Origin of the sequence: Neisseria sp. P0014.S009, assembly GCF_051958155.1 — a bacterium.
Classification (GTDB): Bacteria; Pseudomonadota; Gammaproteobacteria; order Burkholderiales; family Neisseriaceae; genus Neisseria; species Neisseria flavescens_C.
Genome location: NZ_JBQCVS010000136.1, coordinates 1 through 267 on the forward strand (window position 1 = coordinate 1; position 267 = coordinate 267).

Here is a 267-nt window from a genome sequence, read left to right on the forward strand (position 1 = left end):
ATCCCTCACGCTCCACCCGCACGGTTCCGGCGCAGGCGTCGATGACGAGATCGACGAGGTGGTCGTCGAGGAGGTTGGCCTCGTCGATGTAGAGCATTCCTCCGTCGACCTCGCTGAGCAGACCCGGCTGGAGGACGGGGCGTCCCGCCACCAGGGTGGCTTCCAGGTCTAACCCGCCGACAAGACGATCCTCGGTGGTTCCCAGAGCCAGGGTGCGCATGATGTGACCGGGTAGCAGCTCGACGAGACCACGAACCACTGTCGATT

The 267-nt window shown here is 64.8% G+C and carries 1 pseudogene; it reads right to left on the bottom strand.

Annotation, left to right across the window (positions count from 1 at the left end):
* Nucleotides 1-220, bottom strand: a pseudogene (locus tag ACTHS4_RS12015) (magnesium chelatase); the annotation flags it as partial.
* Nucleotides 221-267: the final 47 nt, after the last annotated feature.